This window comes from Paraburkholderia ferrariae NBRC 106233, from assembly GCF_000685035.1.
GTDB lineage: Bacteria > Pseudomonadota > Gammaproteobacteria > Burkholderiales > Burkholderiaceae > Paraburkholderia > Paraburkholderia ferrariae.
In genome coordinates this window covers 1-3,477 of sequence record NZ_BAYB01000077.1, presented here as the reverse complement: position 1 = coordinate 3,477, position 3,477 = coordinate 1, and the positions used below count along the sequence as shown (strand labels likewise).

At 63.4% G+C, this 3,477-nt stretch carries 3 protein-coding genes; all 3 read right to left on the bottom strand.

The window, feature by feature from the left end; translation table 11 throughout:
- Positions 1–114: 114 nt before the first annotated feature.
- From BFE01S_RS36585 to istA, 3 genes are read right to left on the bottom strand one after another with little or no spacing between them, the layout of a single operon-like run.
- Complete coding sequence (locus BFE01S_RS36585; RefSeq protein WP_028229697.1) at positions 115–333, bottom strand: hypothetical protein; 219 nt, start codon at positions 331–333, stop codon at positions 115–117.
- Positions 330–1,112, bottom strand: a complete 783-nt coding sequence (istB, locus tag BFE01S_RS36580; RefSeq protein WP_042340084.1) for an IS21-like element helper ATPase IstB — start codon at positions 1,110–1,112, stop codon at positions 330–332. Before istB ends, BFE01S_RS36585 begins: the two co-directional genes overlap by 4 nt.
- The gene (istA, locus tag BFE01S_RS36575; RefSeq protein WP_456088841.1) at positions 1,093–2,772 is read right to left on the bottom strand and encodes an IS21 family transposase; all 1,680 of its coding nucleotides are present in this window, start codon (positions 2,770–2,772) and stop codon (positions 1,093–1,095) included. The genes istB and istA overlap by 20 nt, the downstream gene beginning before the upstream one ends.
- Positions 2,773–3,477 lie beyond the last annotated feature (705 nt).

Here is a 3,477-nt window from a genome sequence, read left to right as displayed (position 1 = left end):
TGTTGCCGGTGGTGTAAAACCGCTTAGAGATGGCGTCGCAAGGTTGAGCAAAGCGCTCAACAATAAGGGGGCCGATTGGCCCCCTCGTGGTTGCTGGGATGTGCAGCGAGTCCGTCAGAACGGGGGATCGTCGCGTACCTGGGTATCGCAGTGACTCGCGCGCTGTGTGCGCAAGGACTCGTGAAGCTGGCGAGCGTAATGCTGCCGGACGATTTCCAGTAGATCGTCGAGCAACTCAAACACGGCAAGCACCTGTTCAGGTGTCCAGTCTTCGGGCACGACGAACGGCAGGCCATGCCGTCGTCCCGATGGCAGCAAGGGCGTTCGAGTCATTCGTCCGCTCCTTCCTGCGCGCCATTCTTCTTTGCTCCTCGCCGTCGGGAACGTGCTTCGGCGCGCTCGCGCGCTTCCTTGAGACGGTAGGATTCGCCCTCGATCGCGATGACCTCGGCGCGATGCACCAGCCGGTCAACCAGCGAGACGACACAGGCGGCATTCGGGAACACCTCGTTCCATTCCTTGAATGGTTTGTTAGTAGTCACGATCGTAGAACGGGACCCGTATCTCCTGCTGATCAGTTCGAACAGCAGGTCGGCATGCCGGTTTGAGTACGACAGATAGCCGACTTCGTCAATACAGAGCAGGTCCGGCGTTGCGTAGTAGTGCAGACGCCGGCGCAACGCCGAATCGCTATCGAGCGCGGCAAGTTCGCCGAGCATTTCCCCTGCGGCCTTGAACAGCACCGTATGACCCTGAATGAGCGCCTGATGGGCCACGTTCTGCGCAAGCGTCGATTTGCCCACTCCGTTTGGGCCAATGAACACGGCGTTAGTTGCCTCCCTGATGAACTCCAGCGACATCAGTTCACTGACGGCCACGCGATCGATGCGTTTGGGCCATTGCCAGTCGAAGTCGCCCAACGCCTTGAAGTCACCCAGCTTCGCGGCGCGGATGCGCCGCTGCAGGGATCGGTGGGTGCGCTCGTCTTCTTCCCACTGGATAAGCGGCGCGACCCATTCAGCGCTGGCCACCTCGGGCCAGTGCCCGGCCAGGCCGTTCAGGCGTAATGCCCGCGCGCGCGTGAGCAGGATGTCAGTGGTCTTCGTGTTCATGGTCATCATTGTCCGTTGTCAGTTGATCGTAGCTGTCGAGCCGATGCGGCTGCACCGGCGTGTCCTTGCGCCGCACGTGCTCGGGCAGACTCATCGCGACCGGAGGCGGCTCACCGCGCGCGGCACGCCGGCGCTCCAGCGCCAGACGGACGGCGTTTGTGTGCGGTACGTCTATCGCGAGCGCCTGCTCGACCGCGGCCTGCAGCTCGGCTGCGCCGTACCGGTCGAGCAGGCGCAGCAACCCGTTCGTGAGCCCACCGAGATTTGCGCCGCGCTCAGCCGCGCGCGTGAGCAGCAACTGGCTGGCCGGCACGGCCTTCGTCAGGCTGTTGACGCCGCGATGCTGGCTCGCCTGGCGTTTGCGTTCCTTGAGCTCACGGATGTGCTCGGGCAGTTCGATCTGCGCATCACGGTCATAGCTGCGGGGGTGACTGGCAACGAGCTGGGCGCCATCGAAGATGCGCACCTGCTGCAGGTCGGCGCGTACGCTTAGCGTGCGTCGCACATGCGTGTGCTGGATCGTGTAATCGTTCAGGTCGAAGCGCACGTACGGCTGCTTGCCGACCTTCACCTCGAGCTGCTCCTCGAGGGGGTAAGGGTTCTCTGGCAGCGCAAGCAGTAACGGCTTCTCCATCGCGAAGGCCTCGCGTACCGTCATGGTCCGATCCTCCGGACACGGCCGGTCGGCCGCCTGGGTGCGGCACCAGTGCCCGGCCTGGGCATTCAGATCATCGAGATCCCTGAAGGCGCGCGCCGCGAAGAACGCTTCGCGTATATGGCGAATGGCCCGCTCGACTCGTCCTTTTTCGTTACCGCGGTATACCGCCACCGGACGCGGCTCGAACCGGTAATGCCCGGCAAATGCGAGCAGCCTCGGGTTGAAGCGAATCGCGTCACCCTGACGCTCAAGCACAGCACTTTTAAGGTTGTCGTACAGGATGACCTTCCCGAGCCCACCCCAATGGGTGAACGCGCCGACATGCCCGCGAAGGAAGTTCTCCATCCGGGCATCGAGGAAGAAGTGCAGATAAATGTCGCGCGAGTACGAGAGCACCATCACGAAGGCCATCAGCGGGCGCCTCGCCCGACCGATCTCCATGTGGCCAAAGTGGGCCCAGTCACATTGCATCTGTTCTCCCGGCAACGTGCGCAGACGCAGGAATGCCTCGGCCGCCCGACGCGGACGGCGTTGCGCAATCAGGTGCCGGAAGTGGTCAGGCGCCCCCTTGTAGCCGCGCTCGCGTACCATCGAGTACAGGCGGCTGGCCGTCAGCGTCGGAAACGTCTCCAGTGTCTGCTGGATGAACTGAAGGTACGGCTCAATCATTGAAGGGCGCGGCGGCGGTCCGTGTCGTGGCAGCCCCGCATACGCGAGCACACGCTGCACTGTCTGACGATGCACACGCAACTGCTTCGCGATGGTGCCGCAGCGCCACTTTTCGACGTGGTAAAGGCGCAGGATCTGCGCCTCCAGTTCAGCTTTTATGGTCATCAGGAATGTCTCCGCGATCGAAGCAATAAATACGACGCGGACCTCGACGACGCACAAAGCCAGTTCGCACGAACGGTGGCAACGGGCCGCCACAATAGTGACAGTGCGGCGTTGCTGATGCCGTCGGCGCTGGCGCCGCCGTCGTACGATCATCGGCTTGAACTGCAACGGCGGCGCCTGTCGTCAGGTCCGCTTGCAGTACATCATTGGCAGGGGGAGCGGGTGAACCGTGATGCGTCACGATTTTGCGTCGAGCCCGGTGGCGTCGCGATCGGGCCGCGTGGGCAAAGCGCCCGCGACGGCTGCGCTGATACCGGCGGCCGGCTTCGCGCACACTGACCCGCCGGGCCTCTTTGGTGCAATCGCGGCAATAGCGGTTGCCGCGGTCACAGGGCCCGCAAATGAGGACCTGCGCCCGGCAACGGGCGCACACCAGCAGGCGGCCTGTGGACTGAATCCCACAGGAATTTCTTCCGGGCATCGGCGTTCCTTGATGAACGCCGAAGACCATCGACAGAGCACACCTGCCATGCAACAATTGACGCGCACAGGTGCGCCGGACCTGACATCCGGACTCAGTGTGGGCGCGGCATCGGTTTGACTCGCGAGGTCTTGATGGCCGATGCTGCGCCGGTTGTTTCTTCGGCGAACCGCCTTTCTATCACGGCCCAGACTGTTCGCGAGATGCGCCGCAGGGTGCGTCTCCAGTCGCCCTACGGGCTCCCTTCGACGCACCCTGCGTCAACTCCTTTCCATTTACTCCAGCATCCCCAGGACCACCTGCCCGTCATCTCGTCGCGCGCATACGCGTTTGCAACGCCGCCGTCAACCGGGCGCCGCCAGATTTGAGCGGATCCCCAGCGCCATCGACAA

Excerpts from the sequence above, each read along its gene's own strand:
- BFE01S_RS36585 (WP_028229697.1), bottom strand. The coding sequence starts at position 333 with ATGACTCGAACGCCCTTGCTGCCATCGGGACGACGGCATGGCCTGCCG.
- istB (WP_042340084.1), bottom strand. The coding sequence starts at position 1,112 with ATGAACACGAAGACCACTGACATCCTGCTCACGCGCGCGCGGGCATTA.